Origin of the sequence: Streptomyces sp. NBC_00358 (assembly GCF_036099295.1) — a bacterium.
Classification (GTDB): domain Bacteria; phylum Actinomycetota; class Actinomycetes; order Streptomycetales; family Streptomycetaceae; genus Streptomyces.
This window is the reverse complement of sequence record NZ_CP107976.1, coordinates 6,467,747-6,494,315: the sequence shown is the minus strand read 5'-3', so window position 1 is coordinate 6,494,315 and position 26,569 is coordinate 6,467,747. Positions and strand designations below refer to the sequence as shown.

21 protein-coding genes and 1 pseudogene are annotated in these 26,569 nt (G+C 72.4%); 13 read left to right on the top strand and 9 right to left on the bottom strand.

Going from position 1 to position 26,569, the window contains the following annotated elements:
• Positions 1-97: 97 nt before the first annotated feature.
• Positions 98-760, bottom strand: a complete 663-nt coding sequence (locus OHT01_RS27620) for a phosphotransferase (RefSeq protein WP_328555807.1) — start codon at positions 758-760, stop codon at positions 98-100.
• Between the two features lie 351 nt (positions 761-1,111).
• Here OHT01_RS27620 and OHT01_RS27615 point away from each other — a divergent pair, with 351 nt between their 5' ends.
• From OHT01_RS27615 to OHT01_RS27585, 7 genes are all read left to right on the top strand, one after another.
• Positions 1,112-2,353 carry a prenyltransferase/squalene oxidase repeat-containing protein gene (locus OHT01_RS27615; RefSeq protein WP_328555806.1) on the top strand — a complete coding sequence of 414 codons (1,242 nt, stop codon included), beginning with the start codon at positions 1,112-1,114 and terminating at the stop codon, positions 2,351-2,353.
• Positions 2,350-3,003 carry an SCO2322 family protein gene (locus OHT01_RS27610; protein ID WP_328555805.1) on the top strand — a complete coding sequence of 218 codons (654 nt, stop codon included), beginning with the start codon at positions 2,350-2,352 and terminating at the stop codon, positions 3,001-3,003. Before OHT01_RS27615 ends, OHT01_RS27610 begins: the two co-directional genes overlap by 4 nt.
• Before the next feature lie 10 nt (positions 3,004-3,013).
• Complete coding sequence (locus OHT01_RS27605; protein ID WP_328555804.1) at positions 3,014-4,333, top strand: energy-coupling factor transporter transmembrane component T; 1,320 nt, start codon at positions 3,014-3,016, stop codon at positions 4,331-4,333.
• Complete coding sequence (locus OHT01_RS27600; RefSeq protein WP_328555803.1) at positions 4,330-6,162, top strand: ABC transporter ATP-binding protein; 1,833 nt, start codon at positions 4,330-4,332, stop codon at positions 6,160-6,162. The genes OHT01_RS27605 and OHT01_RS27600 overlap by 4 nt, the downstream gene beginning before the upstream one ends.
• On the top strand, positions 6,159-7,007 hold the full coding sequence (locus tag OHT01_RS27595) for an ECF transporter S component (RefSeq protein ID WP_328555802.1): 849 nt from the start codon (positions 6,159-6,161) through the stop codon (positions 7,005-7,007). Before OHT01_RS27600 ends, OHT01_RS27595 begins: the two co-directional genes overlap by 4 nt.
• A 378-nt stretch (positions 7,008-7,385) precedes the next feature.
• Entirely contained in the window at positions 7,386-7,805 is a 420-nt protein-coding gene (locus OHT01_RS27590; protein WP_328555801.1) for a transglycosylase SLT domain-containing protein, read from the top strand.
• 130 nt (positions 7,806-7,935) lie between these two features.
• Entirely contained in the window at positions 7,936-8,622 is a 687-nt protein-coding gene (locus OHT01_RS27585) for a YoaK family protein (protein ID WP_328555800.1), read from the top strand.
• A gap of 135 nt (positions 8,623-8,757) precedes the next feature.
• Here OHT01_RS27585 and OHT01_RS27580 read toward each other — a convergent pair whose 3' ends face one another.
• Entirely contained in the window at positions 8,758-9,927 is a 1,170-nt protein-coding gene (locus OHT01_RS27580) for a steroid 3-ketoacyl-CoA thiolase (RefSeq protein WP_328555799.1), read from the bottom strand.
• Between the two features lie 341 nt (positions 9,928-10,268).
• Here OHT01_RS27580 and OHT01_RS27575 point away from each other — a divergent pair, with 341 nt between their 5' ends.
• Positions 10,269-11,513, top strand: a complete 1,245-nt coding sequence (locus OHT01_RS27575; protein WP_328555798.1) for a cytochrome P450 — start codon at positions 10,269-10,271, stop codon at positions 11,511-11,513.
• Between the two features lie 100 nt (positions 11,514-11,613).
• On the opposite strand, the gene OHT01_RS27570 is transcribed toward OHT01_RS27575, so the two are convergent.
• Positions 11,614-13,662 carry a bifunctional glycosyltransferase 87/phosphatase PAP2 family protein gene (locus OHT01_RS27570; RefSeq protein WP_328555797.1) on the bottom strand — a complete coding sequence of 683 codons (2,049 nt, stop codon included), beginning with the start codon at positions 13,660-13,662 and terminating at the stop codon, positions 11,614-11,616.
• A gap of 486 nt (positions 13,663-14,148) precedes the next feature.
• Here OHT01_RS27570 and proP point away from each other — a divergent pair, with 486 nt between their 5' ends.
• Both proP and OHT01_RS27560 read left to right on the top strand, forming a co-directional pair.
• Entirely contained in the window at positions 14,149-15,525 is a 1,377-nt protein-coding gene (proP, locus tag OHT01_RS27565) for a glycine betaine/L-proline transporter ProP (RefSeq protein WP_405918522.1), read from the top strand.
• A gap of 159 nt (positions 15,526-15,684) precedes the next feature.
• Positions 15,685-16,356 carry an O-methyltransferase gene (locus tag OHT01_RS27560; protein WP_328555796.1) on the top strand — a complete coding sequence of 224 codons (672 nt, stop codon included), beginning with the start codon at positions 15,685-15,687 and terminating at the stop codon, positions 16,354-16,356.
• Between the two features lie 116 nt (positions 16,357-16,472).
• Here the strand turns inward: OHT01_RS27560 and OHT01_RS27555 are convergent, their stop codons facing one another.
• On the bottom strand, positions 16,473-16,868 hold the full coding sequence (locus OHT01_RS27555; RefSeq protein ID WP_328555795.1) for a hypothetical protein: 396 nt from the start codon (positions 16,866-16,868) through the stop codon (positions 16,473-16,475).
• Positions 16,869-16,987: 119 nt separating this feature from the next.
• Between OHT01_RS27555 and OHT01_RS27550 the strand changes: the two genes are divergently transcribed.
• Positions 16,988-17,443, top strand: a complete 456-nt coding sequence (locus tag OHT01_RS27550) for a J-domain-containing protein (RefSeq protein WP_328555794.1) — start codon at positions 16,988-16,990, stop codon at positions 17,441-17,443.
• Positions 17,444-17,692: 249 nt separating this feature from the next.
• On the opposite strand, the gene OHT01_RS27545 is transcribed toward OHT01_RS27550, so the two are convergent.
• Together OHT01_RS27545 and OHT01_RS27540 are read right to left on the bottom strand one after the other, a co-directional pair.
• Positions 17,693-18,487 carry a hypothetical protein gene (locus tag OHT01_RS27545; protein ID WP_328555793.1) on the bottom strand — a complete coding sequence of 265 codons (795 nt, stop codon included), beginning with the start codon at positions 18,485-18,487 and terminating at the stop codon, positions 17,693-17,695.
• A 335-nt stretch (positions 18,488-18,822) separates the two neighbouring features.
• Positions 18,823-19,389: pseudogene (locus OHT01_RS27540) on the bottom strand (hypothetical protein); the annotation flags it as partial.
• Positions 19,390-19,625: 236 nt separating this feature from the next.
• Here OHT01_RS27540 and OHT01_RS27535 point away from each other — a divergent pair.
• On the top strand, positions 19,626-20,156 hold the full coding sequence (locus OHT01_RS27535) for a GNAT family N-acetyltransferase (protein ID WP_405917249.1): 531 nt from the start codon (positions 19,626-19,628) through the stop codon (positions 20,154-20,156).
• Between the two features lie 3 nt (positions 20,157-20,159).
• Here the strand turns inward: OHT01_RS27535 and OHT01_RS27530 are convergent, their stop codons facing one another.
• Complete coding sequence (locus OHT01_RS27530; protein ID WP_328555791.1) at positions 20,160-22,334, bottom strand: MDR family MFS transporter; 2,175 nt, start codon at positions 22,332-22,334, stop codon at positions 20,160-20,162.
• A 167-nt stretch (positions 22,335-22,501) separates the two neighbouring features.
• Between OHT01_RS27530 and OHT01_RS27525 the strand changes: the two genes are divergently transcribed.
• On the top strand, positions 22,502-23,830 hold the full coding sequence (locus OHT01_RS27525) for a peptidoglycan-binding protein (protein WP_328555790.1): 1,329 nt from the start codon (positions 22,502-22,504) through the stop codon (positions 23,828-23,830).
• Positions 23,831-24,122: 292 nt separating this feature from the next.
• Here the strand turns inward: OHT01_RS27525 and OHT01_RS27520 are convergent, their stop codons facing one another.
• On the bottom strand, positions 24,123-24,791 hold the full coding sequence (locus OHT01_RS27520; RefSeq protein ID WP_405917247.1) for an HAD-IA family hydrolase: 669 nt from the start codon (positions 24,789-24,791) through the stop codon (positions 24,123-24,125).
• Between the two features lie 701 nt (positions 24,792-25,492).
• The gene (locus OHT01_RS27515; protein ID WP_328555788.1) at positions 25,493-26,074 is read right to left on the bottom strand and encodes a TMEM165/GDT1 family protein; all 582 of its coding nucleotides are present in this window, start codon (positions 26,072-26,074) and stop codon (positions 25,493-25,495) included.
• Between the last annotated feature and the right edge of the window lie 495 nt (positions 26,075-26,569).

Here is a 26,569-nt window from a genome sequence, read left to right as displayed (position 1 = left end):
ATGCCGAAACGGCCGTGCCCGAGGTCTCCGAGGGTGCGGTGACCCGCCACGGCCCACCGCCGTCCGGCACGACGGCGCGCTACTCGCCGCGTCGGCCTCAGCGCAGCAGTTCGCGGATCAACGCGTCCGCCTCGCCCAGGACTTCGACCTCCTGGACACTCATCGTCGGATTGACCGCCCGGCGTCGCCCCGCCTCCCCGAGCCCCTCCTCGGTCACCTGGTCCTCGTTCCCGTCGAGCAGCGCCTCCAGTACCTCCTCGGCCACGCCCCCGATCGTCTCGCCGCCGACGGCGACCTGGGCGAGGATCACCGCGGACATGGCCCAGTCGAGGCCGGGCGGACCCTCCTCGGCGTTGGACCAGTCGATGACCTTCGGCCCGTCCGGGGTGAGCATCACGTTGTCGGGGTGCAGATCCAGGTGCAGGACGCGGACGGCGGGGTCGGCGGACAGCCGGGCGGGCACGGTGTGCAGCTTGCGCAGCAGCCGGGCCAGGGTGAGGCCCGCCTCCTGCGCGGAGAGCAGGCCCTGGCCGAAGGCCTCCAGCATGGTCGGCCCGGACAGCCGCTCCATGACCAGATCGCCGCGGGTCGCCGCCCGCACCCGCGGCACCGGATAGCCGTGCGAGCGCACGTGCTGCATCACCGCCGCCTCGGCCGTCGCGTCGCCCCAGCCGGCGCGGTCCCGCCGCAGCACCCACGCCTCGTCCATCTCGTAGACGTCCGCCGAACGCCCCGAGCCGAGCAGTCTCCCCGTTCGCATACCCCGAACCTAGCGGATGCCGGCCCCGTCGCCACGGGGTCCGCGGTGGTCCCGACGGAACCCGGGTACCGGTCCCGCACCCGCTCCACAGGCGGCACCCGGGCGATTCCGGGCGGCCGGTAGAGTGAGCGCGTCGTCATCACATCCGTACGAGGAGAAGCCGGTGCAAATCCGGCGCTGACCCGCAACCGTGAGCCACTTCGGTGGTGAGCCGGATCGCCTCGCACGGGAAGTGACCGGCTCGTGCCCTCGGCAGCCCGCCGACGGCCGGCACCGTCGAGGGATACGGAGCCGGAGCCGCCCGGATACCTCAGCGTGCCCGGTGCTGCCCGGCTCCCCGCAGGGAGAGTCATGTTTGTTCGCCGCACCGCAGCGGTACTGGCCGCCACCGCCGTGATCGGGGCGGTCGTCGCACCGGCCGCGTCCGCCGCCGGCTCGTCCCCCTCGCCGTCGCCCTCGACGGCGCTCCCCTCGGGCCTGTACGGCTCCGCCGACCCGACGTACGACGGTGTCTGGCGGCAGTCGCTCGCGCTGCTCGCCCAGCACACCGTCGGCGTACGCCCCGCCGCCAAGGCCGTGGACTGGCTGACCGGTCAGCAGTGCGCGAACGGGGCCTTCGCCGCGTACCGCGCCGACGCGAGTGCCGCGTGCGACGCCAAGACGCAGGTCGACACCAACAGCACCGCGGCCGCCGTCCAGGCCCTCGGCGCGCTCGGCGGACACGACGACGCCACCGGCAAGGCCGTCACCTGGCTGAAGTCCGCGCAGAACAAGGACGGCGGCTGGGGCTACATGGCCGGCGGACCCAGCGACACCAACTCGACGTCCGTCGTCATCGGCGCGCTGAAGGCGGTCGGCAAGAAGCCCGCGAGCGTCTCCAAGGACGGCAAGTCACCCTTCGACGCCCTGCTGAAGCTGTCGACGGCCTGCGACGCCCAGGGCGACGGCGCCTTCGCCTACCAGCCCGACAAGAAGGGCAAGCTGGCGGCGAACGCGGACGCGACCGCGGCGGGCGTGACGGCCGGCATGGGCCAGGGCTTCGTGGCGGCGACCGGCTACAAGTTCGACCTCACGGGCTGCGCCATCTCCGACGCCCCCGACATGGCGACCGCGGCGGGGAACGGCGCCAACTATCTCGCCAAGGCGATGGCGAAGACCTCGTACCTGAAGTCCGCGCTCCCGGGCGCCAAGGACCAGCCCGACTACGGCAACACGGCGGACGCGGTCGTGGCCCTCGCGGCCATCGGCGCGACGAAGGACGCGCAGAAGCCGCTCACCTGGCTGGAGAAGAACTCCGGTGACTGGGCGGCCAAGTCCGGTCCCGCCGCGTACGCGCAGCTGATCTTCGCCGCGCACGCCACCGGCACCGACCCGCGCGCCTTCGGCGGCGACGACCTGGTCGCGCTGCTGGGCGCCACGGGCCCGGCGCCGGTCGCGGCCGGCGCCTCGGCCACCCCGAGCGAGAAGAAGAACGACGAGAAGAAGGACGACGGCAACGGGCTCGGCGTCTGGTGGATCGTCGGCGTCGGCCTGGTCGCGGGAATCGGCATCGGCTTCCTGATCAGCGGCCGCAACAAGAAGCGCCAGCTGTGACCTCCCGTCGGACGACCGCGCCCGCCCTGGCCCTCGCGCTGGCCCTCCTGCTCCTCGTCCTCGGTGGCGCGGGGCAGGCCCGGGCCGTCGGCTACCGCTACTGGTCCTTCTGGGACCTGACCGGCGGCAAGTGGACGTACGCCACCCAGGGTCCGTCGACCGCGCGGCCGTCCGACGGTGATGTCGAGGGCTTCCGGTTCGCGGTGAGCGAGGACTCCCGCAGTGCCGTACAGCCGCGCGGGGAGCGGGAGTTCACCTCGATATGCGCCAGGACTCCCGCCCGGCACGGCATGAAGCGGGTGGCGCTGGTCATCGACCCCGGTACGGTCGCCGACGCGCCGTCCGGCGAGCGGCCGCCGTCCCCGCGCACCGCCTGCGCCCGTGTCGCCCCCGACGCGAGCACGGCGGAGGCGCTGGCCACGGTCGCCAAACCGCTGCGCTACGACACCAACGCCCTGCTGTGCGCCCTCGCGGGCTATCCGCGAACGGGCTGCGGCGACCCGGTCGCCGCCGGACCGACCGCGTCCACCCGCCCGCACGCCTCCGAACCGGCCCGCCACGGCCCCTCGGTGGGCCTGCTCGCGGGTGCGGCGGCGGTGGCCGCGCTGGGCGCGGCGGCCGTCTGGCAGGCCCGCCGGCGCAGGGCCTGAGGCGCGGATCATGACCAAGGGCGACCGTGAACGCCCCACCGCGACCGCCGTGGGCCGCCGTACCGCGGTGCGCCGGGGTTCCCCCGGCGCCGAGCGGGACCGGGAGTCCGGAGCGGTGGGGCGCCTGCGCCCTGCACCGGACTCCGCCCCGGCCGGGCGGCCGCCCGAGCCCGGCCCCCGTTCCGTCTCCCGCTCCGTCTCCCGTGCCCGCTCCTCCTCCCGTGCGCCGGGGGCCGACCGGGCGAACGCCCTGCACCCCGGCGCCTGGTGGATCTGGGCCCTGGGTCTCGGCACGGCCGCCTCCCGCACCACGAACCCCCTTCTGCTCGCGCTCCTCATAGGCGTGGCGGGCTTCGTGGTGGCCACCCACCGCACCGACGCCCCCTGGGCCCGCTCCTACACCGCGTTCGTGAAACTGGGCGTGGCCGTGCTCGCCGTCCGGCTGGGCTTCGCCGTCCTCCTCGGCTCGCCCATCCCGGGCACCCATGTCCTGGTCACGCTCCCCGAGATCCCTCTCCCGCACTGGGCACAGGGCATCCGCGTCGGCGGCCGGGTCACCGCCGAGGGCCTGCTCTTCGCCCTGTACGACGGACTGAAGCTGGCCACGCTGCTCGTCTGCGTCGGCGCGGCCAACGCCCTCGCGAACCCGGCGCGGCTGCTCAAGTCGCTGCCCGGTGCGCTGTACGAGGCGGGCGTCGCGGTGGTCGTGGCGCTCACCTTCGCGCCGCATCTGATCGCCGACGTCCAGCGACTGCGCGCCGCGCGCCGGCTCCGCGGCCGCCCCGACCGGGGGCTTCGCGGTCTGCTGCACGTCGGACTCCCGGTCCTGGAGGGGGCGTTGGAACGCTCGGTCGCACTGGCGGCGGCGATGGACGCCCGCGGGTACGGGCGCACGGCACAGGTACCGCCCGCCGTCCGCCGGACCACCGGAGCCCTCACCCTGGGCGGTCTGCTCGGCGTGTGCGCGGGCACCTACGGGCTGTTGACCGCCGCGGGCGACCGTTACGGTCTGCCGGTCCTGCTGGCCGGACTCGGCGCGGCGCTCGGCGGTCTGTGGCTGGGCGGCCGCCGCTCGCCGCGGACGCGGTACCGGCCGGACCTCTGGGGCTTCCGGGCCTGGCTGGTCGCCGGGTCCGGCGTGGCGGTCGCCACCCTGATGATCCTCGCCGCGTCCTACGACCCCGGCGCGCTGAGCCCCGGCGTCATCCCCCTGGTGACCCCAGCCCTCCCTCTCTGGCCGACGGCGGTCGTCATGCTCGGCCTGCTCCCCGCCTTCCTGGCCCCGGCCCCGGCCCCCCAGCGAACCCCTGCCCCCGAGGAGTCGTCGTGATCCGCTTCGAGGATGTCTCCGTCACGTACGCGGGGGCGGCCGAACCCACCGTCCGGGGCGTTGACTTCGAGGTCCCGGAGGGCGAACTGGTGCTGCTGGTCGGCCCGTCCGGGGTCGGCAAGTCGACGCTGCTGGGCGCGGTGAGCGGACTGGTCCCGCACTTCACCGGCGGAACGCTGCGCGGCCGGGTCACCGTCGCGGGGCGGGACACCCGTACGCACAAGCCGCGTGAACTGGCGGACGTGGTCGGCACGGTCGGCCAGGACCCGCTGTCCCACTTCGTGACGGACACGGTGGAGGACGAACTCGCCTACGGCATGGAGTCGTTGGGGCTGGCCCCGGCGGTGATGCGCCGCCGGGTGGAGGAGACCCTCGACCTGCTCTCCCTGGCCGACCTGCGCGACCGCCCGATCGCCACGCTGTCCGGCGGCCAGCAGCAGCGGGTCGCCATCGGTTCGGTGCTCACCCCGCACCCCGAGGTCCTGGTCCTCGACGAGCCCACCTCTGCCCTGGACCCCGCCGCCGCCGAGGAGGTCCTCGCCGTCCTGCAGCGCCTGGTCCACGACCTCGGCACCACGGTCCTGATGGCGGAGCACCGCCTGGAACGCGTCGTCCAGTACGCCGACCGGCTCGCCCTCCTGCCCGCCCCGGGAGCGCCGCTGAGGATCGGCACCCCGTCCGAGATCATGGCCGTCTCCCCGGTCTGCCCGCCGGTGGTGGAACTGGGCCGGCTGGCCGGCTGGTCCCCGCTCCCGCTGACGGTGCGCGACGCCCGGCGCCGGGCGGCCCCCCTGCGCGAGCGGCTTTCCGCCGCGCCGTCGGTATCGGCCGCGGTCACCGCGGACCCCGGACCCGCGGCCCCCGCCGAGGACGCCCCGCCGACCGGACTCGGCGACGGCACCGCACCGGCCGAAGGCACCGAGAGCACCGCGGGAACACGGCCCGCCGCCCTCCCCCTGCCTTCGGCGCAGGCGCACCCCACCCCTCCCACGGCCTCCTCCGTCCCCTCCCCTTCCCGCTGCTCCCGCTTCTTCCGCCTCCCCGGCAGGCGCACCCCCGGCCCCGGCCCGGCCCCGGCCGAGGTGGCCGTCGTCGATTCGCTGGCCGTCCGGCGCGGTCGGGTGGAGGCGCTCCGCCGGGTCGGCCTCACCGCGGGGCCCGGCGAGACCATCGCGCTGATGGGCCGCAACGGCGCCGGGAAGTCGACGCTGCTCGGGGCGCTGGTCGGGCTGGTCGAGCCGACCTCCGGGTCCGTACGGGTCGGCGGGGCGGTACCGCACCGCACGGCGCCGCGTGACCTCGTACGCCGGGTGGGACTCGTACCGCAGGAACCCCGGGATCTGCTGTACGCGGACACGGTGGCCGCCGAGTGCGCGGCGGCCGACGAGGACGCCGGGGCCGCCGCCGGGACCTGCCGGGCGCTGGTGTCCGAGCTGCTGCCGGACATCGCGGACGACACGCACCCACGCGATCTGTCGGAGGGACAGCGGCTGGCGCTGGCGCTGGCCGTCGTCCTGACGGCCCGCCCCCCGCTGCTGCTCCTCGACGAGCCGACCCGCGGCCTCGACTACGCGGCGAAGGCCCGGCTGGTGACCGTGCTGCGCGGGCTGGCCGCCGAGGGGCACACCATCGTGCTGGCCACGCACGACGTGGAGCTCGCCGCCGAGCTCGCCCACCGTGTGGTGATCCTCGCGGACGGTGAGATCGTCGCCGACGGCCCCACCGCCGAGGTGGTCGTCGCGTCCCCGTCCTTCGCCCCGCAGGTCGCCAAGATCCTGGCCCCCGAGCCGTGGCTCACCGTGGCCCAGGTCAGAAGGGCCCTCGCATGAGTGCCGCCGACGCCTCCGTCCGCCGTCCCCCGTCGCAGCCACAGGCCAGGGCCGTCCGCCTCGGCCCGCGTTCCGTCGCCGCGCTGGGCCTGGTCAGCGCGACCGGGGCGGCCGGATTCGGCTGGCCGCTCTTCGCGGGGACCGGCTCGCAGGTCAGCGCGCACGCCCAGGACGCTCCATGGCTGTTCGCGGGACTTCTCGTCCTGCTGGTCGCGGTGGTCGCGGCGACGATCTCCGAGTCGGGGCTCGGCCCGAAGGCGGTCGCCATGCTCGGCGTGCTGGCCGCGACCGGCGCCGCGCTGCGCCCGATCGGGGCCGGGACCGCGGGCATCGAGCCGATGTTCTTCCTGATGGTCCTGAGCGGACGGGTGCTGGGGCCCGGCTTCGGGTACGTGCTCGGGTCCGTGACCATGTTCGCGTCGGCGCTGCTGACCGGCGGGGTGGGGCCATGGATGCCCTTCCAGATGCTGGCCATGGGCTGGTTCACCATGGGCGCCGGGCTGCTGCCCGGCCCTGACCGGCTGCGCGGCCGCTGGGAACTGCTGATGCTCGCCGGATACGGCTTCCTCGCCGCGTTCGCGTACGGCACGGTCATGAATCTGGCCGGCTGGCCCTTCATGGACGCGCTGGCCTCCAACATCGCCTTCGACCCGCACGCCACCGTCCCCGCCAACCTCGCCCGCTTCCTCGCGTACTGCCTGACCACCTCCCTCGGCTGGGACCTGGGCCGGGCGGTGGTCACCGTCGTGCTGACCGTGACGATCGGCCCGACCCTCCTCAAGGCACTGCGACGGGCCACGCGCCGGGCCGCTTTCGAGAGCCCGGTCACGTTCGGCCCCGGCTGAGCCGCGGCCCGCGTCACACCGGCCGGCGGCACTCCGTGGCCACCCCCGCACCGTCCGTCAGGCGCGGGGTGAACCGGCCCACAGGACCCAGCTCACATACGAACCGGCTTCGTAGAGCGAATGCCATGGCATGGACGCGTCGTCATGCCCTCTGACCTGGGGTTTGAGAGCCGCATCACATGACGGACTTTCCCCCTGGATGCGACCACCACTAGTAAATGGGGTCATTGCGGACGGGCTCCGATCCTGTTTGTCTGGAGCAGTCGCCAGGCGCCACGAGCCCTCACGGGCCGCGGCGCCGACGTACGCCGCTCCTTCCACACACCACGTGGTCACGGCGCACGAGCGACTCCATGTCCCCGAAGAAACAGGTTCTCCGTGTCCGTCTCCGTCATCCGCCGCATCGTCTCCTCCCCGAAGAAGGCCCTCGCCACCACCGCCGTGGCCGCCGCCACCGCCGGTATGGTCCTGGTCGCGGCGCCCGCCCAGGCCGCCACGCCCACCGCCGCCTCCTCCGCGAAGTCGATCGCCCACGCGATGATCCCGGACGCCTCGCAGTTCAACGCCTTCAGCAAGATCGTCGATCACGAGAGCGGCTGGAACATCAGCGCCACGAACTCCTCGTCCGGCGCGTACGGCCTGGTCCAGGCCCTGCCCGGTTCGAAGATGGCCTCCGCCGGCTCCGACTGGAAGACCAACCCCAAGACCCAGATCAAGTGGGGCCTGGACTACATGAACTCCCGCTACGGCAGCCCGGCCGGCGCCTGGAACTTCTGGCAGGCCAACGGCTGGTACTGATCAGCCCGAGCCCCACAGCACACACAAGGCGGCACCCCGCACCCCGGGGCTGCCGCCTTCGTCGTACCCGGACACGAGCACGAACGCCGGTGAGCGCGAGCGCCGCCGAACCCGTGGTGGACTGGCCTCCATGACCACGCAGACCGGCACACCACGCGACCCTGAGTCACGAGGACTGCGCCTCACCCCCGCGCTGTTGTCGCTGACCGTGGTCAGCGGGCTCATCGACGCGGTGAGCTACCTGGGCCTCGGCCACGTCTTCACGGCGAACATGACCGGCAATGTCGTGGTGCTCGGCTTCGCCGCCGCCGGAGCCCCCGGCTTCTCCGTGCCGCACACCCTGACCTCCCTGTGCTGCTTCCTGGCGGGCGCGGTGACCGGCGGACGGATCGCGGTGCGGTTCGGCGACGGCTCGCGCCGCAACTGGGCCCGGGGCACGTTCGCCGCCGAGGCGGTACTGACGGCCGCCTGCGCTGCCGTCGCCTTCGCCGCTCCGGGCGCCACCGCCACGGCGTACACCCTGATCGCGGTCACCGCCTTCGCGATGGGCCTGCGCAACGCGACCGTCCGCAGGCTCGGCGTGGCCGACCTGACCACCACGGTCCTGACGATGACGCTGACCGGCCTGGCCGCCGACTCCCGCCTCGGCGGCGGCGCGGGCCACAACTCCCCGCGCCGCACCGGCTCCGTGCTCGCCATGCTGGCGGGCGCCCTGCTCGGCGCGTGGCTGGTCCTGCACCACGGCCTCGCCATCCCGCTGCTGATCGCCGCACTCGGCCCGGCGACTCTCGCGGTGACGGCCTCCGGCCTGGAGTGACACCCCTCCGGAGCACCGGAAGCACGGCACGCAGGGCACGCGGGGCACGCACAGGACGCACGAGACGCACGAGACGCGGATGTGCCTACACCTACACCCGCACCCCGCACCCACTTCGCGGCCGTCGAACGGCGCCTACAACCGCTGGATGATCGTCCCGGTCGCCAGCCCTCCGCCCGCGCACATCGTGATCAGCGCGAACTCCTTGTCCGTGCGCTCCAGTTCGTGCAGCGCCGTGGTGATGAGCCGGGCCCCTGTGGCGCCGACCGGATGCCCGAGCGCGATCCCGCCCCCGTTGACGTTGACCTTCTCCAGGTCCTGTTCGAAGACCTGGGACCAGCTCAACACCACCGACGCGAAAGCCTCGTTGATCTCGACGAGGTCGATGTCCTTCAGGGACATGCCGGCCTTGCCGAGCACGGCCCGGGTGGCGTCGATCGGACCGTCCAGGTGGAAGTGGGGATCGGAACCCACCAGCGCCTGGGCCACGATCCGCGCCCGGGGCCGCAGTTTCAGCGCCCGCGCCATCCGCTTGGACGCCCACAGGATGGCGGCCGCGCCGTCGGAGATCTGGGAGGAGTTGCCGGCCGTGTGAACGGCCGTCGGCATCACGGGCTTCAGCCTCGCCAGCGCCTCCATGGACGTGTCGCGCAGCCCCTCGTCCCGGTCGACGAGCCGCCACATGCCCTGACCGGCCCGCTGCTCGTCCTCGGTGGTGGGCACCTGCACGGAGAACGTCTCGCGCTTGAAGCGCTCCTCGGACCAGGCGATGGCCGCCCGTTCCTGCGAGATGAGCCCGAGGGAGTCGACGTTCTCCCGCGTCAGGCCTCGGTGGCGCGCGATGCGCTCGGCCGCCTCGAACTGGTTCGGCAGATCGACGTTCCACTCGTCGGGGAACGGCTTGCCCGGACCGTGCTTGGACCCCGAACCCAGCGGCACCCGCGACATCGCCTCGATGCCGCAGCTGATCCCGACGTCGATGACACCCGCCGCGATCATGTTCGCGGCCATGTGCGAGGCCTGCTGCGAGGACCCGCACTGACAGTCGACCGTCGTCGCCGCCGTCTCGTAGGGCAGCCCCATCGTCAGCCAGGCCGTGCGCGCGGGGTTCATCGACTGCTCGCCGGCATGGGTCACCGTGCCGCCGACGATCTGCTCGACGCAGTCGGCGGGGATGCCGGTGCGGCCGAGGAGTTCACGGTAGGTCTCGCCCAGGAGATAGGCGGGATGCAGATTGGCGAGCGCGCCACCGCGCTTGCCGATGGGGGTCCGTACGGCTTCGACGATCACGGGTTCCGCGGCCATGGGGGCTCGTCCTCTCCTCAGGCCTGCCCGGCGGCCAGGCCCAGCTGACCCGCGCAGCGCGGGGCGTCCCGGCCCACCCACCGCGCAGAACTAGAACGCGTACCAGTTCTGCGTGCAGTTTGCTGAGCGAACCCCCCGCGCCGCAAGGGTCCTGCAGCTCCCGAAGTCGTGATCTGCACCAATCCCGCACGGAATTGAGGGGGCCGCACCTCTTGCCACTTGTAGAACCCGTTACTACCTTCTCCGCGATTCCCTGTTCCTGATGGACCGTCAGACACGTTCGCGGGAACGGGCCCTCACCACCGCAGGCACCACCGTAGGCGCGAGACCTGGAGTTGCCGATGCCCTGTCCAGCGCTGCCCGACGGGTTCGATTTCACCGACCCCGATGTGCTGCACCACCGCGTGCCCCTCCCGGAGTTCGCCGAGCTGCGCCGGGCCGAACCGGTCCACTGGATCCCGCAACAGCCCGGTGTCGCGGGCTTCGAGGACGACGGCTACTGGGCCGTCACCCGGCACGCGGACGTCAAGTACGTCTCGACGCACCCCGAACTGTTCTCCTCGTTCCTCAACACGGCCGTCATCCGCTTCAACGAGCACATCCAGCGCGAGCAGATCGAGGTCCAGCGGCTCATCATGCTCAACATGGACCCGCCCGAGCACACCCGGGTCCGCCAGATCGTGCAGCGCGGCTTCACCCCGCGCGCCATCCGCTCCCTGGAGGACGCGCTGCGCTCCCGGGCCGGTTCGATCGTCGCGAACGCGCTCGCGCAGGCCGGCCCCGACGGCGGCTTCGACTTCGTCACCCAGGTCGCCTGCGAACTGCCGCTGCAGGCCATAGCCGAGCTCATCGGCGTCCCGCAGGAGGACCGCGTCAAGATCTTCGACTGGTCCAACAAGATGGTGGCGTACGACGATCCGGAGTACGCGATCACCGAGGAGATCGGCGCCGACTCGGCCACCGAACTCATCTCGTACGCGATGAACATGGCCGCCGACCGCAAGCAGTGCCCGGCGAAGGACATCGTCAGCACGCTGGTGGCGGCGGAGGACGAGGGGAACCTCGCCTCCGACGAATTCGGCTTCTTCGTCCTGCTGTTGGCGGTCGCCGGCAACGAGACGACCCGCAACGCCATCACACACGGCATGCACGCCCTGCTCACCCACCCCGGCCAGTGGGACCTCTACAAGCGGGAGCGGCCGAAGACCACCGCCGAGGAGATCGTCCGCTGGGCGACCCCCGTCGTCGCCTTCCAGCGCACCGCGACCCAGGACACCGAACTGGGCGGGAAGCGGATCAGGAAGGGCGACCGCGTCGGCATCTTCTACTCCTCCGCCAACAACGACCCCGAGGTCTTCGAGAGCCCCGAGGTCTTCGACATCACCCGTGACCCCAACCCGCACCTCGGCTTCGGCGGCGGGGGCCCGCACTTCTGCCTCGGCAAATCCCTGGCCACCCTGGAGATCGACCTGATCTTCAACGCCATCGCCGACGCGATGCCGAACCTGCGGCTCACCGGCGACCCGCGCCGCCTCCGCTCCGCCTGGCTGAACGGCGTCAAGGAACTCCAGGTCAGCCACCTCTGACGGCGCGGCACGCTCGGGCCGACGGCCTCCCGGCGCCGTCGGCCCGTCCCGAGGGAGGCAGGGGCGATCCCCCCGCGCTCACCCCTGCCTCCCCCGAAGATCAGCCCGGCGTACGGCCCGCCACCGGGACCGGCTCGTTCGCGCCGGCCTCGACCGGTTCCATGAGGGTCCGGGGCCGCGGGCCCTGGAGGAGACAGGTCACGCCGAAGCCCGCGGCGACCACCGCCGCGCCGCCGGCCACGTCCAGGACCCAGTGGTTGCCGGTCGCCACGATCGCGGAGACCGTGAAGAACGGGTGCAGCAGGCCCAGCGCCTTCATCCACCACCTGGGCGCCAGGATCACGATGACGACCCCGCACCACAGGGACCAGCCGAAGTGCAGCGAGGGCATCGCCGCGTACTGGTTGGTGAGCTCGGTCAGGGTGCCGTAGTCCGGCTTGGAGAAGTCCTGCACGCCGTGCACCGTGTCGATGACACCGAGGCCCGGCATCAGCCGGGGCGGGGCGAGCGGGTAGAGCCAGAAGCCGACGAGGGCGAACAGCGTGGCGAAGCCGAGGGCGGAACGGGCCCAGCGGTAGTCGGCGGGGCGGCGGACGTAGAGCACGCCGAGGATGGTGAGCGGCACGCCGAAGTGGAAGGACTCGTAGTAGAAGTCGAGGAAGTCCCGCAGGAAGGGAACCCCGACCACCGCGTGGTTGACCCAGTGCTCGATGTCGAGGCGCAGGAACCTCTCGATGGCGAGGACCTGGGTGCCGTGGTGCTCGGCGGTGGCCCGGCCGCCCGCGTTCGTGCCTCCCGTCGCTGCGAGCCTGACCTGCTGGTAGGCGGAGTAGCCGACACGGATCAGGAGAAGTTCCAGCAGCAGGTTCGGACGGGTGAGGACCCGGCCGGGGAAGGGGAGCAGCGGCAACCGGTTCCACCGGGTGGGGACCGGCGCCGCGTAGGCGGTGGGGATCGGGGCCCGGTAGAACTCGGAGGTGCGCGACAGGAACGGGACGGCGGTGGCGGCGGCCAGCGCCGCGATCAGCGCCGCGTTGTCGCGCAGCGGGTGGAGCGCCGGCATGTCCGGCAGCAGCATCTTGGCCGGCAACGTCACGACGAGGAGGACGGCGACGGGCCACACGCGGCGGTCCGCGGTCTTCCGGCCGACCCGGCCGACGACCGCGAGCAGCACCCACAGCAGTTGGTGCTGCCAACTGGTGGGCGAGACGACGACGGCGACGCAGCCCGTCATCGCCACGGCGAGGAGCAGTTGCCCGTCACGCGCGTAGCGCACCGCACGCCGGAGTCCCACGAAGGCGACGGCCGCGCCGAGCGCCAGGAAGAGGCCGATCTCCAGCGGCCCGCTGAGGCCGAACCGAAGCAGCGCGCCGTGCAGCGACTGGTTGGCGAGGTCGTCGGCGTCCTTGCCGAGGCCGACACCCGCCAGATGGTGCACCCAGTAGGTGTTCGAGTCGTGCGGCATCACGGCCCAGGCCAGCCCGGCGAGGGCCGCGAAGGCGGTCACGGTGGACGCGGCGGCACGGCGGCGCCCGGTGAACCAGAGCAGCGGCGCGAAGAGCAGCACCGTCGGCTGGAGCGCCGCCGCGAACCCGATGAGGACCCCGCAGGCACGCTCCCCACGGACGGTGAAACAGCCGAGCAGGACCAGCAGGACCGGGATGATACTGGTCTGACCGAGGTAGAGGGCGTTGCGCACGGGGAGCGACAGCATCAGCAGGCTGATGGCGACGGGCGCCGCGAGCAGCGACGTACGCCGACTGACGGGGGGCGGCAGGGCGCGGGCCGCGATCAGGCCGAGGGCGACGACCAGCAGCAGGGTGCCGAAGGTCCAGCCCCAGCCGAGGGCCTGTTCGGCCGCCCGGGTGAGGGGTTTGAGGACGAGTCCGCCGAACGGGGTGCCGGTGAACCGCGTCGAGTCGTACAGCGAGCCCTTCACATGCAGTACGCCGTTGGGGCCGACCCAGGTCTCCAGATCCGTCAGCCGGTCCGCCTTGGGCGTACTGAGGACGGCGGCCACCTGGCGTACGGCGAGTATCGCGGCGATCGCCCAGAGCCCGATACGGAGTGCGCCCAGCCGTGCTCTCGTGGTCTGCGCCGCCCCCACGAAAGCGTTACCCGCTCGTCCGCCGTGCTCCACGTTCGTCACGCCCTGTCGGCCTCCCGCCCCATTGATCCTTGTGTGTTCCGTACATCCCATACGTCAGTCCATATCAGGACCCTATGGGGCGCACACCACCCCGTCGAGGGACGCGGGAAACCCCCGCTTCACCTGACGTCCGCCTCCGTTTTGTCCGAATGACGATAGTCCGGGAAGGGTCCGGTTCCCTTCCGGCCTCGCGACATGGATCACAGACACCCCTCCGGAACGAGGGTCCGGGCCACTCCGTCACGCCTGCGTACGCCGCCTTTATGTGCGCTGTGCCGCCGCCCGCACACCACACGTGACGGGGACGAACCGTCCTAAGGTCGCTTTTCGGCCCGCCCCGGCGAGCCAGGTCCGCCTCCGGGCGAGCCAGGTCCGCCTCCGGGCGAGCCAGGTCCGCCTCCGGGCGGGCCACCGGTCCGCTTCCGGGCGGACCCGTCCCTGTCCCCGACGAGAGGAAGGCCCTTGCCGACCCCGACCCCGACCGCGATCCCGACAGCCCCGGCCGCACCCGTCCCGGCCCCCGCCCGCCCGGCGGCCCCGCAGGAGGCCACCGTCATCGACCCCGCGCTCGTCCGGCGCGCCGTGAAGGCGGCGGCGCTCGGCAACGCGATGGAATGGTTCGACTTCGGTGTCTACAGCTACATCGCGGTGACCCTGGGGAAGGTCTTCTTCCCCTCGGGCAATCCGACCGCCCAACTGCTCTCGACCTTCGGCGCCTTCGCCGCGGCCTTCCTCGTCCGCCCGCTCGGCGGCATGGTCTTCGGCCCGCTCGGCGACCGGATCGGCCGCCAGAAGGTCCTCGCGATCACCATGATCATGATGGCGGCGGGCACCTTCGCGATCGGCCTGATCCCGTCGTACGCCACGATCGGGGTCGGCGCTCCGATCCTGCTGCTCGCGGCCCGGCTGGTGCAGGGCTTCTCCACCGGCGGCGAGTACGCGGGGGCCTCGACCTTCATCGCCGAGTACGCGCCGGACAAGCGGCGCGGCTTCTTCGGGAGCTGGCTGGAGTTCGGCACGCTGGCCGGATACATCGGCGGCGCGGGTCTGGTGACCCTCATGACCGCCCTGCTCTCCACGGACGACCTGCTCTCCTGGGGCTGGCGCGTCCCGTTCCTGATCGCCGGTCCGATGGGCATCATCGGCCTCTACCTGCGGATGCGCCTGGAGGAGACCCCGGCGTTCGCCGCGGAGCTGGAGAAGGCGGAGGCCGACCGCCCCAAGGTGCCGCTGCGCGAGATGATCGCCGGCCAGTGGCGCACCCTGCTGCTGTGCATGGGCCTGGTGCTGGTCTTCAACGTCACCGACTACATGCTGCTGTCCTACATGCCGAGCTATCTGACCAGTGAGCTCAAGTACGACGAGACGCACGGTCTGCTCGTGGTCCTCGGCGTGATGGCGCTGATGATGGTCGTGCAGCCCTTCGCGGGCGCCCTGAGCGACCGGATCGGCCGCCGCCCGGTCATCGCCGCGGGCTGCGCGGGCTTCCTCGCCCTGTCCGTCCCGGCGCTGCTGCTGATCCGCCAGGGCGGTCTGCTCGCCGTCGCGCTCGGCATGGGCGCCCTCGGCCTGCTGCTGGTCTGCTTCACCGCCGCGATGCCCGCCGCGCTCCCGGCCCTCTTCCCGACGCGGGTCCGCTACGGCTCGCTCTCCATCGGCTTCAACGTCTCCGTCTCGCTCTTCGGCGGCACGACCCCCCTGGTGGTCACGGCCCTCGTCGGCGCGACCGGGAACATGATGATGCCCGCCTACTACATGATGGCCGCGGCCGTCATCGGTGGCGTGGCCGTCTGGTTCATGACGGAGTCCGCCGGCCGGCCGCTCCCGGGTTCCGCGCCCGCCGTGGAACCCGCGCGCCGCTGACGTCGCGCGTTCCCCGCGCCCTGGCGCGGTCCGCCCGGAAGCCAGGTCCGGCGCGGACCCGCGCGGCGCGCATCGCGCTGGCACGCGCGGGCGTCGGCGGATAGGTTCGTCCCCGGAAGTCCTTAGCGCATCTAACTAGGCATATGAAAGGCCCGGTGCATGAGCGAGTCGCAGCTCTGGAACGACGTCGACGACCACTTCACCAACCTCCTGGCCCCCGCCGACGAGATCCTGACCGCCGCGCTGCGCGACAGCGACGCGGCCGGACTGCCGCGGATCAACGTGGCGCCGAACCAGGGCAAGCTGCTCCGGCTGCTCGCCGAGATCCAGGGCGCCCGCCGCATCCTGGAGATCGGCACGCTCGGCGGCTACAGCACGATCTGGCTGGGCCGCGCCCTGCCCGCGGACGGGCGGCTGATCACCCTGGAGTACGACCCCCGGCACGCCGAGGTAGCACGCGCCAACCTCGCACGGGCCGGCCTCGACAAGGTCGCCGAGGTGCGGGTGGGCCCCGCCCTGGAGTCGCTGTCGAAGCTGGCCGACGAGCGGCCCGAGCCGTTCGACTTCGTCTTCGTCGACGCGGACAAGGTGAACAACGCCCACTACATCGAGTGGGCGGTCCGGCTCACCCGGCCCGGCAGCGTGATCGTGCTCGACAACGTCGTCCGCGGCGGAGCGGTCGCCGACGGGGCGAGCACCGACCCGGGCGTGCGGGGCACCCGGGCGGCACTCGAACTGATCGCCTCGCACCCGAAGTTGGAAGGCACGGCGGTGCAGACGGTGGGCAGCAAGGGATACGACGGGTTCGCGCTGGCACGCGTGCGGGCCTGATCACCCGCCCCGCCCGCCGGTCGGGCGGCCGCCCGGTCGTGCGGCCGCCGGTGACTCGGCGCCCGTCGGCCCATGGCTCCCGCCTGCCCCGCCTCCGGCCTCACGGGGCGAAACGTCTAGGCCTCGTGATAGAAGCCCACGTTCACGGTGCGGGGGCCGGTGCGGTCCTGGATGACGATCTCGCCGGAGCCTCCCGACGGGAGCTTGGCCGTCCCACCGTACGGAAACGGCTGGGACGGCAGCCCCGCGAGGATGAGCACGACCTCGGAGGACGGCTCCGCGTGGGAGCCCCGAAGCCAGGTGACCTGCCAGGAGCCGTCCGGGCCGCACAGGAACTCCAGGTGGACGCGGGACACGAACAGCCAGTCGTCGGGGGTCGAGAGACGGCACACGGCCCGGTCCCTGCCCACCCGCAGCATGGCCCCGGGGTCGCTCGGCGCGTCGGCCATGTGCATCCCGGCCGTCGCACCGGCGTCCGCTCCGGACACCGAGGCCATGGTGAGTTCGAGCACGCGCGCTCCTTCGTGAGGTGCTGGTCCAATTGTCCTGGCGGGGAACGTGGTTGCCCCGCCGACGCCGCATGATAATTCGACCTTTCCCCTCGCTGTGTGACGTCCGGCACAATGGACGCATGACCGAGCGCAAGCCACCCGGCGTCAGCTTCGAGTCCTGGGTCGACAGACAGATCCACGACGCGGAGGCCCGCGGCGAGTTCACGGAGCTCCCCGGGGCGGGCAAGCCGCTGCCGGAGATCACCGACACCCCGTACGACGAACTCTGGTGGATCAAACGGAAGATGGCCCGTGAGGGGCTGTCGGTCCTGCCGCCCTCGCTCGCCCTGCGCAAGGAGGCGGAGGACGCCCTCGCGGCCGCCTCCGCGGCCCCCTCGGAGCGGACGGTGCGGCGGATCGTCGAGGACATCAACGCCAAGATCCGCGAAATGATGTTCAAGCCACCGCCGGGGCCTCCCCTCGGGCTCAAGCCGTACGACGTGGAGAAGATCGTGCGGGACTGGCACGCCGCGCGCGAGGCCCGGGGGGTCGGCGGCGGTCATCCCGAGGGGCAGACAGGCAACGGAGCCGCGTGAGGCCGCGGGGAACCACGGGAACGCCGGACGGAGTCCGGCCCGATTCCGCGGCACGAACCGCGCGACCGCGCACGGACTCGACGGCCCGTACGACACCGTGTGGAGCCCGCGACAAGCCCGTGCGGCGACTCGAAGCGCGTGAGGCCGCACGCACGCCGTGAGGCCGCGTCCCGGGGCATGGTCCGGGACGCGGCCTCACCTCATACGGAAGGTGTCCGATCACCTCGTTCGGGAGGTGTCCGAGCGGGCTCAGATCCGCAGGAGCCGCTCGGTCATCTCGCGGTAGTCCCGCAGGGCGAGCCGGAGCTGCTCCGTGTCGGAGTCCTTCGCCTTGCCCTCACCACCGGACTGCCAGGACGTACGCAGATCGCGCCGCCGACGGGTCACGGCTTCCGTGAACCGGCCCGCGAGCTCTTCCAGTACCTGGTCGGCCTCCTCCACCGCGGCCTGCGGACCGTCGACGAACCCGCCGACCGCGTGCCGCATCCGCAGCGAGAACTTGTCGTACGCGTCCAGCGGCAGCAACCCGTCCCGCCCGGCAGTATCTTCGGTACCCGTACCAGTACCAGTACCCGTGTTCGTGTTCGCGCGGCGCTCGCCGTCCGTCGGATCGCTCTTGGCGGGCGCTCCTCCGGTGTGACGGGGCACGGGACGCGGCCCGGGGTCGTCGGACGTGCGGGGTGCGGCGCCGACGCCGGTACGCCCCGTACGGTCGCCGCGCGCGGCATCCCTGGCCGGGCCCTCGTCGGCGTCAACACCCTTCGTTCCGAGGCCCGTCGTGACGGCCGGGGCTGCGGGCCGGACCGCCGTGCCGTCGCTGTTCCCGGCCCGGTCGCCCGGGGCGGGCTCGGCGGACGCGGGATCGACCTGGCCCTTCAGGGCCTCGCGGCGCGACACTTCCTCGGTCTCCTCCCGGTTCCCGCTCGCCCGGTCGTCCGGGGAGCGCTCGGCGGGTACCGGGGTCACACGGCCTTTCACGCCGGCGGCCTCGCGGGACGCGGCCTCGCGGGACGGGTCGCGCTCAGGATCCTGGTCTGACTTCATGGCACTCACCTTCTTCAACTCCCCTTCGCCTGGCGCCTGGTGAAGGACCAGGGCGAGTGGGAGCGAGTGTCGGGGGTGGAGTTCTCGGAATTCTCGGTGTTCTCGACGCGCTGGGTGCGCCCGCCGCTCTCGGTGCTCTGTGCGAGCCGTGCGCGCTCGACGCCGTCCGTCGTGTCCGCCGTGTCCGTCGTGTCCGCCGTCCGCGTCGCCGCTGCCGTCTCCGCGGGCTCGGTGCGCCGGGCGTCCTTGGTCATGCCGAACCGCCTGGCGCGCTCCGGGCGGGCCACCGGGGGCTCGCTCACGTCGTCCGTGTCGCGCACGTGGCCGGGCGAGCTGTCCTGGCGGGTCGGGGTCAGCAGGTCGTCGAAGAGGGCGCGGGCCTCCAGCATGGCCTCGCGCATCTGCTCGGTGTCGACGCCGCCGTTCTGGCCTCCGCCGGTACGGGCCAGCGCGGCGCGGTGCACCTGCCGGTAGCCGTGGACGTGGTGTCCGTGGTGGACGGAGAGCGCGGAGACCTGCTCCTCGTAACGGCCCTCGTCGGGGAACCCGCGGGCTCCGGCGAGTTCGCCGAGCAGTCGGTCCGCCTCGGCCACCGCTTCCTGGGGCGAGTCGACGAAGTGTTCCTGGGCGGCCGTCCAGCCGGCCGAGTACCGTTCCCTGGCCGCGGGTTCGAGCGGCTGCTCGCGCAATTCGCCGTGCCGCTTCACCCGTTCGGTGAGCTCGCGTTCGGCGGCCTGGGTGTCGCCGTCGTGCCGGGCGACGGTCCGGTCGTACTCCGGTCCGAAGCGCCGCCGCAGAGTGCGCCCGCCCGGCGGCCTTCGGGCGAAGAGGGTCAGGGCGGCCGCGACAACGGCAACGGCCGCCACAATGACGATCAGAGCGATGATCACGCCTGTGGACATGGGTGCCTTCCGGGGTTCTCGACCCAACGGGCCGGTTCCTGGACCGGGTTGCCCGGAAGCCGCTCCTCAAACGGCCCCCGGCGGCGCGACCGTCCCGACCCGGGAGCCGCCCGCCCGCCGGCACCCCGTCCCCCGCGCGCCCCGAGGACCGGCAACGCCCGCTCCTCGTCGAGCCGTTCGGCGGCTCGTTCCGCCGCCCTGATCCGGTTGCGCGCCCGGGGCGGCACCGCACGACAATGACCGGCGTGAACCGATCGACTTCCGGCACGCCGGCTTCCTGGAGCGTGGCTCCCGAACCCTTCGACTCCCCTGCCGCCGCCGCGCTCTGGCGGGCGTACTACACGGAGGTCAGCGACCGGTGGTACCTGCTGCACGAGGGGCGTACGACGGAGCCCGGCGAACTGGAGCGGGAGGTCGCCGCGGGAACGGGCCGCGAGTTCGCGCCGCCGACGGGTGCGCTGCTCGTCGCGCGGTACGGCGGCGAGCCGGCCGGCACGGCCGGGGTGCGGATGCTCGACGCCACGACGGGTGAACTGAGCCGGGTCTTCGTCCGCGGGGATCTGCGGGGCACGGGCGGCGCCTCCCTCCTGCTGGCGGCGGCCGAGGAGGCCGCTCGCCGGCTGGGAGCCCGGTGGCTGGTCCTCGACACCCGCGCCGACCTCGTCGAGGCGCGGGCGCTGTACGCCGGGCACGGCTACGAGGAGACCTCGGCGCACAATTCCGAGCCCTACGCCGAGCACTGGTTCCGCAAGGAGCTGACCGGCTGACGCTCAGCCCATCTCTCCCTCGGGCCGGCCGAGCAGCGTGCGCTCGTGGGGGCGTTCCGCGTCGGAGCCGCACATCTCCTCGTTCAGCTCTTCGACCAGTTGGGTGAGGTTCGTCGGCCGGTCCGGTGTCCACCAGTCGCCGAGGAGTTCGGCGAGGGACTCCTCGCGGGCCCCGGACAGGTGTCCGGCCGCCTCGCGGCCCTCGTCGGTCAGGACCAGGTCCACGCCCTCGCGGCGGACCAGCCGGCGTTCCTCCAGCTGACGGGCCGCCGCCAGGACGATGTGCAGGGGCACGGCGCTGCCCTCGGCGAGGAGAGCCGGCTCCGCCCACCCGTACTTCTTGATCCGCAGCAGCAGCCAGCTCGCCGCGGGCAGCAGGTCGTAGCCCGCGCGCGCGGTGATCGTCTCGTAGATCTCCCGGCGCCCCTCCCGGGTGCCGAGCACGGACAGCGCCCGGCACACCTCGTCGTACGAGGACCGTTCGACCGGGTTGCTGGCCAGGGTCTCCGTGACGTCGGGGGCCGTGACCGAGCCGCGCAGTTTGTCCTCGCGCAGGAACCAGGCCAGCACGAAACCCAGCAGGGCGACCGGGGCGGCGTACAGGAAGACGTCGGTGATCGAGGTCGCGAACGCGTGCAGGACGGGCGGCCGCAGATCGGCCGGCAGTTGGCCGATCCCCTTCGGGTCGGCCTTCAGCGAGTCCGTGGTGATGCCCGAAGGCAGTTGCTGCCCGCCCAGGGCCTTCGTCAGGTTGTCGCCGAGGCGGCTCGCGAAGACCGTGCCGAAGATCGCGACGCCGAACGAGGCGCCGATGGACCGGAAGAAGGTGGCCCCGGAGGTGGCGACGCCCAGATCCTCGTACGACACCGCGTTCTGCACGATCAGGACCAGGACCTGCATGACCAGGCCGAGACCCAGGCCGAAGACGAAGAAGTACACGCTCATCTCGCCCGTGCTGCTGTTCTCGTCCAGTTGGTGCAGCAGGAGCAGGCCGATGGCGGTGATCCCGGTGCCCGCGATCGGGAACACCTTCCAGCGGCCGGTACGGCTGACGATCTGCCCGGAGACCGTGGACGACAGCAGCAGGCCGAACACCATCGGCAGCATGTGCACACCGGACATCGTGGGCGACACACCCTGCACGACCTGGAGGAACGTCGGCAGATAGGTCATCGCGCCGAACATCGCGAAGCCCACGATGAAACTGATGATCGCGGACAGCGTGAAGGTGTGGACGCGGAAGAGCTTGAGCGGCAGGACGGGTTCGGCCGCGCGCCGCTCCACCACGACGAACGTGAGACCGAGGACCACGCCGACGATCGCGAGGCCGATGATCTGCGGCGAGTTCCAGTCCCAGGTGGTGCCGCCGAGCGAGGCCACCAGGACCAGGCAGGTGGCGACCGCGGCGATCAGGAACGTACCGAGATAGTCGATGACGTGCCGGGCCGACTTCCTCGGGATGTGCAGGACCGCCGCGATCACCACGAGCGCGACGACACCGACGGGAAGGTTGATGTAGAAGACCCAGCGCCAGCTGAGATGCTCCGTGAACAGTCCGCCGAGCAGCGGCCCGAGCACACTCGTCGCGCCGAACACCGCGCCGAACAGGCCCTGGTACTTGCCCCGTTCACGCGGCGGAACGAGGTCGCCGACGATCGCCATCGACAGCACCATCAGCCCGCCGCCGCCGAGTCCCTGCAACGCCCGGAAGCCGATCAGCTCGCCCATGTTCTGCGACATGCCGCACAGGGCCGATCCGATCAGGAAGATCACGATCGCCGTCTGGAAGAGCCTCTTGCGGCCGTACTGGTCGCCGAGTTTGCCCCACAGCGGGGTCGCCGCCGTCGAGGCGAGCAGGTACGCCGTGACCACCCAGGACAGATGCTCCAGACCGCCCAGGTCGCTCACGATGGTCGGCAGCGCGGTCGACACGATCGTCTGGTCCAGCGCGGCGAGCAGCATGCCGAGCAGCAGCGCGCCGATGGACACGAACACGCTGCCGTGCACCGAGTCGCGGGCGTCGGTCGCCGCCGCGGTGCGGCGCCGTACCGCGGACTCGCTCGTCTCCACGGACTCGTGCGGTCCGGACGGCCCGTCCGAGCCGCCACCGGTCGGCTCGTCCGCCCCTTCCGGCCCCCGGCCCGACGGCGTGTCCGACCCGTGCGCGTCCCCGGTCATGCGGCCTCCTTGAGCCCCGAGGGTCCCGGTCAACCTCCATCCTGAGCGGTGTGTCCGGTTATGGCCTGTCGAGGCGACCGGAATCCGCGATTCCGGGGGGCTGCTTGAAGGTTGTATGAAGGTCGTCCGGATAATCACTGGAGTTTTCAGGGGGGAGGGACCCACTCGTGACTGAACCGACCGGGCATGTCTGCCCCGAGTGCGCCGCACACCGGGCGCAGGACGGCACCCCGTCCTGCGCCTGCACCCGCAGGGCGTCCGACGCCCTGCGCGACCAGCGCACGGCGCAGGCCGCGGCGGCGGAGGACTTCGAGCCGCTGCGCATACGGCCCTACGTGGAACTGGGTACGGAGCAATCCGGGCATCCCGGAGGCGGCTGGGGGCCGGGCGTGAGCGCCGACGGCCACGGCCCCGCCGGAACGGCCGCGGGACCCTGGCACACCGCCCCGACGGCCGGAGAACCCTGGGCGGCCCCCGAAGCGGGCGGCTGGGCACCGGAGGGCGCCTCGGCTCCCCCGAGCGCCCACGGCCATGGAGCGCACCCGGCCGGCGGCGTGGCGGCCGGCGCCATGGACGGCGTTCCGCCGGACGGCGCAGTGCCGATGCCCCCCGCACCCGGAGAGGACGCGGCCGCCTCCACCATGCAGCTGGCCGCGATCCCGGCGGACGCGACCATGCGGCTCGCCCCCGTACCGGCGGCCCCGACCCCGCGGTCGATGCCCCTGCCACCGGAAGTGCCCATGCCGTCGGCGCCGCTGCCGGCCGACGCGACCATGCAGCTGAAGGCGCTCCCCTCGGACGCGCGCGCCACCGACGTCCGCCTCTTCCACGAGGGCTCGCGCTCCCAGGAGCCCGGACGGGTGGACTCGTCCTCCGACCGGCCCCGCCGTCGCCGGCGCACCGGAGTCCTCGCCGTCACCGGCGTCGTCGTGACGATGGTGGCCGCGGCGGGGGTCGCGAGCGGACTGCTCTCCTACGACCCTCCCTCACGGGACGGCGCCCAGCCGAAGGACGTCAGGGCGAGCGTGCCGGACGTGCTGTCCGACACGGCCTCCGCGGTCCCGTCGGCGAGCGCGTCCTCGACGGCGTCGACCTCGGCGTCCGCGTCCTCCTCACCGAGCACGAGCCCGTCGCCCTCGGCGTCCGAATCGGACACGTCGGCGAGCCCGTCCTCGTCCGCCACGGCGTCGCCGACTGCCGCCCGGCCGAGTCCGACGACGACCGCCACGGGATCCGTGGACTCCGCGGGCGGCGGCCCCGCCGTGGCGACCGGGCCCACCCTGCAGCGCGGCGACAGCGGGGCCGAGGTGACGGAGCTCCAGCTACGGCTGAGCCAGCTACGGATGTACATGCGCAACGCCGACGGCCAGTTCGACCGTCACCTCGAAGACGCCGTGCGCTGGTACCAGTGGGCGCGGGGCATCACGGGGGACCCCGCCGGGGTGTACGGCCCCGCCACGCGGAAGAGCCTGGAAGCGGAGACGTCGGAGCCGTAGCTCGCCCCTGGCGTTTCGCGGGTGGGGTCCGGTGGGTGGGTCGGGGCCCCGCCGGTACATCCGCCCGCATCCGAACGGATCCCACCGGCGTTTCGAGGTGGGCGTGGGTGCTGATCCGTCCGGCCTGCGGGCATTTGATGTACCGGCACGGCCCCTCCCGCGCGCGGCCGACTGCGGGTGCGTCGTGGCGACCCGTCCACACTTCGACACCGGCCGGGGGCTCAATCTCAGCCCCTCCGGCGTTTGCCTCCCCCTCGCCCCTCACCCTCCCCTGAGGGACCGGTGCCGGGCTTCAGCCGATGTGAAGGCGAACCGTCCCGTCCCCGACAACCTCGACCCGCACCTCGGTCAGATCACGTACGAGCGCGTCCGGCCGGTGGAACCCCGCGCGAGGACCGACCCCGACGACCCTCATGCCGGCGGCCCGGCCCGCCGCGATCCCGGCCCCGGAGTCCTCGAAGACGACACAGTCCTCGGGCGCGATCCCCAGCTCGGCAGCACCCTTGAGGAATCCTTCGGGATCGGGCTTGCTGGCGCCGACGGACTCGGCGGTGACACGTACATCGGGAAGTCCGAGCCCGGCGGCGGCCATCCGCCCGCTGGACAGCGCCACGTCCGCCGAGGTGACGAGCGCGTGCGGCACTCCGGCGAGGGAGGCGAGGAACTCCGGCGCTCCCGGAATCGCTACGACACCGTCCATGTCGGCGGTCTCCTCGGCCAGCATCAGCGCGTTGTCCGCGTGGTTCTGCGCCATGGGCCGGTCCGGCAGCAGCACCGCCATCGAGGCGTAGCCCTGCCTGCCGTGGACGACCTTCATGACCTCGTCCCCGTCCAGCCCGTGCCGGTCGGCCCAGCCGCGCCAGCAGCGTTCGACGACGACGTCCGAGTTGACGAGGGTGCCGTCCATGTCGAGAAGGAAGGCGCGGGCGGTCAGAACGGTGGGGGCCGTCGTCATCGGCATGCTCCAAGGCGCAGGCAGGGAGGTTCGACAACCTCTCCAAGAAACAAGGCGGCCCCGCCCGCCGGTCAGGGAGTGCGAACGGGAACCACTTTGTTCCCACACAATACAAAACAATCCCCCCTCAGCGCCACCGCCCCTGACCTGCCCCTCCCCACAACAAGAGAATCCCGAGGACCACACCACCGAACACCCACAGCAACGCCACACCAGCCCCCCCACCCGTACAGCGACACACCCACACCGGCACAACGCCCACACAGCGCCACAGCGGCCCGGCGGACCCGGCGCCGCACCCCAGCACCCCAGCACCCCAGCACCCCAGCACCCCAGCACCCCAGCGAGCGAACGGCCACGCGAGCCCGCAGCAACGCCCTGCCGTCCCGCACCCGAGCGCAGCCCGCAGACGACGACGTACAGAAGGGGCCGTGCCGGTACATCAAATGCCCGCAGGCCGGACGGATCAGAACCCACGCCCACCTCGAAACGCCGGTGGGATCCGTTCGGATGCGGGCGGATGTACCGGCGCGGCCCCGACCCACAACGCATCAGCCACGCACCAGGTGCCTGGCACCAGGCACCAAGCGCCGGCCGCCAGGCGCCAGCCACGTACCCCGCACCAAGCACCACCCCCGCCGAACGCCCGGAGGGCTACGCACCCGCGGAAACAAGCCACACCGGCCCCGCGAGCGCAGCGCCCCCGCTCAGCCCGCCACAGCCTCGTACAGGCTCCAGACCCCCAACCCCAGCATCAGAACCGCCGCCACCTTGGTGATCAGCGCCAGCGGCACCCGCTTCATCAGCGCCTTGCCGCCCACGATCCCCAGCCCGGCGACAGCCCACAGCGCCAGCACCGCACCGAGCCCCACCGACAGGGGATCGTCGTACCGCGCGGCGAGGTTCGCCGTCATGATCTGGGTGAGGTCGCCGAACTCGGCGACAAGAATGAGCATGAAGCCCGCCCCGGAGACCTTCCAGAAGGTCTGGTTCTCCGGCTTGCGGATCTCCTCCTCGTCCTCGCCCTTGTTCATCAGCAGCACCGCGGCCCCGCCGAGGAACAGGACACCGGTGACCGCGTGCACGATCTGCTGCGGCAGCAGCGTCAGCACGCTGCCCGCCGCGACGGCGAGCGCCACATGGACGGCGAACGCGGCGGCGACACCGGCGAAGACGTACGAGGCGCGGTAGCGCGTGCCGAGGACGAGGCCGGCGAGGGCGGTCTTGTCGGGCAGTTCGGCAAGGAAGACGACACCGAAGACGAGCGCCATCACGCTGAAGCTGATCAAAATTCCTCAATCGGTCGGGCTGCCCCGCCGAGAGTGTTGCGACTGCGCGTGCTGTGACTGCGCGACACCTCGGCACGGCAGCACACAGCGGCGCCCACACCGGGAGGCGCGGGCAGAAGCACCCACGCCGGAACAGCCCGGCACGGGCAAGTGCACTGCTTGCCGAAGGTCTCGCTGGCCGGCCTCGTGAACGAGGTCTGCCTCCGGGCGCCGGCTCAGACGAGCTGAGCAGTATGTCGACGGTCCGGCGAAGAGCTACTCCCCTTCTGCGCCGTTCATAGTACGCGACCCGCGAGACGGCCCCACAGGGGCGAAGGTCCCGAGGCGGTACGGGCGCCGCGAGACGACCCCGCGAGGGCGTGGACCCCGAGGACCGTACGGGACCCGCGAAACGGCCCATCGCACCGACGGCCCCGCCGGAAAATCCCGCCGCGCCGAAAGTTCTGCAATAAACCTTGTCATGTCATGTACGCGTCACTAGCTTCTAACCGCGCA